Genomic DNA, 6,313 nt, shown 5'->3' on the forward strand with positions numbered 1-6,313 from the left:
AGTGAAGTCAGCGTTCTTCGGATCCTGACAATGTGGCAGGCCACACTCGATGTTGGTGATCAGCGCATCTTCAAAGGAGGTGGTGAAGAAATGCTCCTGCTTACCGGAAGAATTGGTGCGGTACCATTTGACTTCACACTTCGGCAGCATCTCACCAGAAACCAGCGCATTATACAGCAGCGGGATGGACTTGTTCATGGAGCAGGTGAACTTGAACGGAGTGTGCACGCGCTGACCAGCTGGCTGGCCGGACTGGATATCACGAGGAATGATGACGGTGTGATCAATGGCCTGCACCATGATCTCGTCTTCATGGCCTTCCTGCCACACGTTACCGACGGAATCTTCAGTAAACGCGCCTTGAGTGATTGGACCCTGAGTTGACCCTTCAATGGTGATATAAGCGGGTGTTGGCATAGTATGCTCCTGGTGAGCGCCCTCCATGTGCGGACAGACGCAGCAAAACAAATAAATGAACCCCATTTGATGAGAATGGGCCACAGCCCCAGACCCCAGTCTGCGACAGCGTACCAACACAAATGCAACTTGCATGCCAGAGTGGGAAAGCAGAAGAAAAGAGCACACCTGATCGGATTTACCTATTGAAATAACAAGAGAAATTAATTTTAGAACACGCGCAAATTGCCTACGACGCAGCGCTGCAAATTTAGTGCCGCAACGTAAACTTGGGCTGCTTTTGGCTTATCCCTGAAATATAAGGGGAAATCGGAATAAGAATTCAAAGACAAGGTCCTTTTTGAGCTGAATTTGGGGGCTTCAGATCTCAAATGACCTCCAAAACAATTCCTCTTAGGGGAGCTTATAGTGACCTTTGACAGCGAAGAACTGCTTTCAGATGAATACTGCTCAGGAATAATGCTTGATATGCAAACTGGCTGAAGCTGGCAGCTCAGCCTATCGCTATTCATCTTCCAGTTCTTTCGCAGGGGGATTTTTCTCCTGATTTGGCGTCCTGCGTGCACCCCTTCTATTTTTCACTGCTTTTGAACGCCTTTCATTGCCTTTGAGCGCCTATGAACGCCTATACGCCCAAGATTTGCTCCGATTAGACTTCCCTGCAAGCATGAGCACGCCATAAGCTAAGACTTAGATCTTGCAAGAGCTGGCACACTACGCATTACTTGGATGTTATGTGAGGGGGAGTAGATTGTGCCAAGTCGTCAGCGCCTTACAGAAAAGATTGCTCGCAACACAAAACCCACGGTGCGTCAATACCAGCTGTTTGACAGTGTCGTATCTGGTTTTGCTTTGGTGATCTACAAGTCCGGTACCAAGGCGTTTAACGTGTCTTACCGCGTCAATGGCCGCCAGCGTCGTTACACCATCGGCCAGTGGCCAGCCTGGAGTGTGGTCGCAGCGCGAGAGCGAGCCAAAACCATCCGCCGGGAGATTGAGCTTGATTACGACCCGCTGGGCAATCGGGAAGCAGAACGTGTAGTGCCGCGCGTAAGCGATCTTATTGAGCGTTATATCGATGAGCACCTACCCAAACTTGCCGCCCGCAATCAGGCAGACCAGATTTCCATGCTGAGTAAGCTGGTGCTGCCACAGTGGAAGAACCTTCTGGTGCGCGAGATTTCACCTGCGGATGTCAACAAGCTGCTCAGCAACGTGGCCGCTGGGCGACATCGTCCCGCAAAGAAACTCAAACGCCGAAGCAAACCAAAATCCACACCTATTCGAGCCAATCGTCTCGGCGAGATCCTACGCAAAATGTTTAATCTATCGGTGCAGTGGAAGATGCGTCCTGATAACCCAGCGCAAGGGTTCCACAAAAGGCTAGAGAATGCCCGCGAGCGGTTCTTGTCACTTGCTGAGATCAACCGTCTGTCTGATGCGCTCGAGAACAGCAAAGACAAACGCGGGGCTGATGTGATCCGCCTCTGCCTTCTCACAGGCTCACGTCTGGGCGAAGTAAGATTTGCCCGCTTTGAGCAGTTCAACCTCGAACTCCTGACCTGGTTCAAACCAGCAACCAATACCAAACAGAAGCGTATCCACCGCCTGCCTATATCACCTGAGGTCGCTGACTTGGTGAGGAGACGCCAGTCCGCTGTCTCTGAAGACTGCCCCTGGCTGTTTCCGGGAGATGGGACTGGCAAACCCATTCATGAAATGCGTCGCTATTGGCAAGGTATCTTGAAACAGGCAGAGATCTGCGATGTCCGCATTCATGATCTTCGCCATACGTTTGCATCTCTTCTGGTGTCTGGAGGCGCTTCATTGGAGGTGATCGGCAGGCTCTTGGGGCACACCCAAATGAGCACAACTCAGCGCTATGCCCATCTGATGGAATCTCCGTTACGTGAAAGCGTTAATGCAGTTGCAGGTTATGTGTCCGCCAAGCCGCGCCGACACACGCAGCAAGTTGTCTCACCTCCTCCAACCTCACCTGTCTTTTCTGCACTAACCTTGCCTGCTAGTTCTCCCGTGCCGTTTTCAGCGCCTGCCAAAGAGGCTGAATACGGCGACGGATGGTACTCATATCAGGCGCCTCTCCGGCTGGAGAGACCTCAATAAACCAGTCCTGCATCGCACTGGCGAGCTCATTCAGGGTATTGGGGACGCCTTGCGTAAACAGATGCACACACAGCGGTGCCCACATCCCTTCCCAGCCATACTTCGGTTCACGTCCACCCCGATTGCCACTCCTGCCACTACACTGACCAAAAGCATGCTTTTCTTCAAAGCGATAAAGATCAGTCGCTGGAATCCAAAGCTCATCGGGCTGTACTGCCAGACCTTGCCTGGGGCAGGTGACATAAAGCAATTCGGCACCTTTCTTGCGCAAAGGGATCACGCGGTGCACGAGGCAGGTGCGTGCAGGTACCCCCGCGGTTCCCAGCATTTTGAACAGATCCGATCCGCACAGCTCCACCATCTCACATACTTTTTGTGCCCCGCACACAACCAATGGCGTACTGGTGACAAGGCGAAACCGCCCCGCCTCAGCCCAGCCTGCAATGGTGGCAAGAGGAACGCCCCAACGCGCCTCGGCTTCAAAAACTGTGAAATACTCTTTTGATGGCAGCGTCATTGGTATCCCTCCCCTGTGGCACCCAGTTTCTATTGGGCCTCATCAAAGAACACATCACCGCATGTAGTTCGCATTCAACCTGCCGTTTAGGTCAGGCTATTTCCAGAAAAACTTAAGACCTTTACCGGCTTACAACAGGCCAGTTTCTCAAATCAGCACGTCCAGCAGAGTTGATTTGACCAGAATATCAACTGTTTGAAATACTGAAGGTTTTTGCTGCAACTCGAATTCTAAAATTGACCATTGATATCTATGGGATATTCCAAATCTTCATGAACTCACAGGGGCAGTTGCAGCCCTTGGTTTGAGGCCTCCGATGCATCAGGTGGATTACCGGCGGAGCAGCCTCAGGAAACGGTTCGGTTGTCCTCAATAGGCGTTGCCTTAATGTTTGAACGCCTATGAACGCCTTTCACTGCCTTTGAACGCCTATACGCCCATTTGCTCTCCATGCTTAGCTTTTCCGCAAACCGTTTGAGCCCAAGCGGTCCTGCTTTAGAGGAGCACATGGAAGACAACGTCCCTACCCCGGAACTTGAACAAACAGAACCTAAGGCCATCCTTGATGGCTGGATGACCCGCGCCGAGCTGGCCAAAGAGCTTGGCGTTTGTGTTGATACGCTGGGCCGCTGGCAGACCATGCGTATTGGCCCGCCGTGTGTGCGTACTGGCAGGCGGGTGTTTTATCGCCGCGCCTCTGTCATCGAGTGGCTCAAGCAAAAGGAAATCCGTGAGAACAGGATTTCGAACCTATGAGCGTTCAAGCGATCACCTGGGCTTATGGGTGTTCTCAAGTTTCCGATCCGATCGAGAAGTTTGTGCTCATCACCATCGCCAACTTTGCCGATGAGTTCGGCCTGTGCTGGCCATCGCAAACGACGTTGCAGGAGGCGTGCTGCTGCTGCGAGCGCAAGCTGCGCAACTGCCTGAATGACCTGGAAGCGCTGGGGCTGATCACCCGCTACCAACGTCGCCGTGCCAATGGCTCTCGCAGGTCCGATATTTTCGTCCTTACTGGCTTTGACGGACGCAGGGCCATTCCCGATCAAAATGATCACCCTGCCTTGGAAAACTTACCAGCGATCAAACCCGGAACAACCAGCCGGCATGGTGTGCCGGAAGGACCTGCCAGCAACCGGCACGTGGTGCCGCACCAACCGGCATGTGGTGCCGCTACCAACCGGCACGTGGTGCCCCCCTTGAACCGTCATTTAGAACCATCAAAAGAACCTTTTCCCCCTTACCCCCAAAACCCGCCCTGTGAGCAACTTCGGGCAAAACCTCAAGCACAGGCAGGCCTTCAATCCGAGGAGAAATCCCATGAGCAATCTGTTCGATCCCATGAACCCTCCAAGCGCAAAAAATCCATTTCCCATGTTTGGCAGAGAGCCTGGGATGAGGCTCTTGCAGCAGCTGACCACCACACGGCCAGAACGACGTCAGGCGCAGCGGACAGCTCAGGAGATTGAGGAACTGGAGCAACTGCTCAGCACACTCACACAGGCCAACGCACCTGGTGGGTCAAAACCAGTGAGCCTGGCTGTTGGTCAGCTTCTCAACCACTATCCGCAAAAACGGCTCTCACCAGAGGCCATCACACAACTGATTGAGGATTGGATCCAGGATCTAAGCAGCTATCCAACTGATGTAATCTTTGCCACCTGTCAGACCTGGAGGCGCAGCAGCAAGACTATCGCGCCCACCCCCGGTCAACTGATCACTCTGGCCGAACCCATCATGGCAGCCCGCAACTTCCATATCCGGGTGCTGAACAGCGTTTTAGAAGCTCAAGTGATGCCTCAGTCCAACAGCTAGGAGATACTTGTTTGGCCCTGAACACCACACAGATCGTCGACCGGCTTGAACTTGCGGCCAGCACGTTACGGCGACTTCCAAATCCACCAAGGTCAACACCAAGGCGGGACGGCAACACCTGGCCGCAAGTCATCCATGATGTTCATGAGGCTTATGGCTACAACAAGACCCAAATCCGAACAGTGCCCAGCGCCAAAGACATTCAGCGCATGGAAGAAGCCATCGATTGGCTACGATACGTTCCTGAACCTGATGATAGAAAAATACTCTGGATGCGGGCAGAAGGTTACCGCTGGCGACCCATCTGCATTCAGGTCGGGCTTACTCGCTCCACCGCCCATCGCCGTGCTGTGGCTGCTGTTCTGACCATACAAATTAAACTGAAGGGCTCTACCTAGTCCCCAGCACAATTCAACGAATGATGTGATTCAAATTTGCACACTGGCCTGTTTTACTTTTCAAGAAAGCAAGAATTGGGAAGCCCCATATATCAGAAGCGTGCAACTGGTGTACTTTACAAAAATCGCCTGATGGTTCCCAAATTGAGGATGCAGCTGCATGTTGAAAATTGATTACAAGCGGGAGCTTAAAGTGCTCTACAAACCCTCAGCAAAGCATGTTGTTGAGGTAGATGTTCCCGCCATGAACTTTCTCATGGTTGACGGCAAGGGCGAACCTGGTTCAAAAATCTACAGCGAAGCAATTGAGGCGCTTTATTCCGTTTCCTATACTCTCAAGTTCATGATCAAACAGAGCAATACTGGCATTGATTATGGAGTTATGCCGCTCGAGGGCTTGTGGTGGGCCGACGACATGTCTGACTTCATCAATGACAACAAATCCAACTGGATATGGACGATGATGATCATGCAGCCTGAGCTCATAACCCGAGATCTGGTGAAAAGAGCGGTAGACCAAGTCAAAGCTAAGAAGGACTTGCCCGCGATTAACAAGATTCGATATGAGACCTTTCACGAAGGCCTGACTGCCCAGACGTTGCATGTTGGTCCCTTCTCCGAAGAAGGACCTACAATTGAACTGGTGCATACTTTCATAAATCAGAACGGAAAACGCTTACGCGGCAAGCACCATGAGATTTACCTTACGGACATTCGCAGAGCAGCTCCTGAGAATTGGAAGACCGTCATCCGTCAACCAATGTCATAAAGCTCAGAAATACAGTGCCTCGACAAAGATCGTCTCTCACCCGCTAATCCCATGGGTTTGTGGAGGAATTCGGTTTCCTTGCATTGACACCTTGCCACATTCATCGCATGGTCCTCTTGAGGCATCACAACCTCTTTCAAGTAGCGGTCACCGCTGCCGTTATTCGGCGGTCAATTTGTGTTTGGAGTTAGCCCTCCTTACGCAAGCTCTCGCTTATGGGCGGGAGGGCGGTGAATACAATACCCCTTCGCGGGGGAATAAACCCGCCTGTCT

General features: G+C 52.2%; 8 protein-coding genes. 6 read left to right on the top strand and 2 right to left on the bottom strand.

Annotated elements, in window-relative coordinates:
- On the bottom strand, positions 1-417 hold a 417-nt coding region (locus tag PsW74_RS19835), incomplete at its 3' end, for an Hcp family type VI secretion system effector (protein WP_244277882.1).
- A 753-nt stretch (positions 418-1,170) separates the two neighbouring features.
- Between PsW74_RS19835 and PsW74_RS19840 the strand changes: the two genes are divergently transcribed.
- Positions 1,171-2,541, top strand: coding sequence for a site-specific integrase (locus PsW74_RS19840; RefSeq protein ID WP_082830642.1), 1,371 nt, complete (start codon positions 1,171-1,173; stop codon positions 2,539-2,541).
- On the opposite strand, the gene PsW74_RS28700 is transcribed toward PsW74_RS19840, so the two are convergent.
- The gene (locus PsW74_RS28700; RefSeq protein ID WP_153041714.1) at positions 2,441-3,058 is read right to left on the bottom strand and encodes a hypothetical protein; all 618 of its coding nucleotides are present in this window, start codon (positions 3,056-3,058) and stop codon (positions 2,441-2,443) included. The genes PsW74_RS19840 and PsW74_RS28700 overlap by 101 nt on opposite strands.
- Positions 3,059-3,565: 507 nt before the next feature.
- Here PsW74_RS28700 and PsW74_RS19850 point away from each other — a divergent pair.
- The 5 genes from PsW74_RS19850 (at position 3,566) to PsW74_RS19870 (ending at position 6,040) form a co-directional block, all read left to right on the top strand.
- Positions 3,566-3,814 (top strand): helix-turn-helix domain-containing protein, encoded by a 249-nt coding sequence (locus tag PsW74_RS19850; protein ID WP_063288935.1) that lies wholly within the window; start codon positions 3,566-3,568, stop codon positions 3,812-3,814.
- Positions 3,811-4,527, top strand: coding sequence for a helix-turn-helix domain-containing protein (locus tag PsW74_RS19855; RefSeq protein WP_063288936.1), 717 nt, complete (start codon positions 3,811-3,813; stop codon positions 4,525-4,527). The genes PsW74_RS19850 and PsW74_RS19855 overlap by 4 nt, the downstream gene beginning before the upstream one ends.
- Positions 4,463-4,873 (top strand): hypothetical protein, encoded by a 411-nt coding sequence (locus PsW74_RS19860; protein WP_153041715.1) that lies wholly within the window; start codon positions 4,463-4,465, stop codon positions 4,871-4,873. The genes PsW74_RS19855 and PsW74_RS19860 overlap by 65 nt, the downstream gene beginning before the upstream one ends.
- 11 nt (positions 4,874-4,884) lie before the next feature.
- A complete protein-coding gene (locus tag PsW74_RS19865; protein WP_063288938.1) occupies positions 4,885-5,271 on the top strand; it encodes a DUF6362 family protein in 387 nt (128 codons plus the stop codon).
- Positions 5,272-5,431: 160 nt separating this feature from the next.
- Positions 5,432-6,040, top strand: a complete 609-nt coding sequence (locus PsW74_RS19870; RefSeq protein ID WP_063288939.1) for a GyrI-like domain-containing protein — start codon at positions 5,432-5,434, stop codon at positions 6,038-6,040.
- Positions 6,041-6,313: the final 273 nt, after the last annotated feature.

The sequence above is a fragment of the Pseudovibrio sp. W74 genome, from assembly GCF_001623085.1.
GTDB lineage: Bacteria > Pseudomonadota > Alphaproteobacteria > Rhizobiales > Stappiaceae > Pseudovibrio.

Coding starts and splice junctions, on each gene's coding strand:
- PsW74_RS28700 (WP_153041714.1), bottom strand. CDS start 3,058: ATGACGCTGCCATCAAAAGAGTATTTCACAGTTTTTGAAGCCGAGGCG.
- PsW74_RS19850 (WP_063288935.1), top strand. CDS start 3,566: ATGGAAGACAACGTCCCTACCCCGGAACTTGAACAAACAGAACCTAAG.
- PsW74_RS19855 (WP_063288936.1), top strand. CDS start 3,811: ATGAGCGTTCAAGCGATCACCTGGGCTTATGGGTGTTCTCAAGTTTCC.
- PsW74_RS19870 (WP_063288939.1), top strand. CDS start 5,432: ATGTTGAAAATTGATTACAAGCGGGAGCTTAAAGTGCTCTACAAACCC.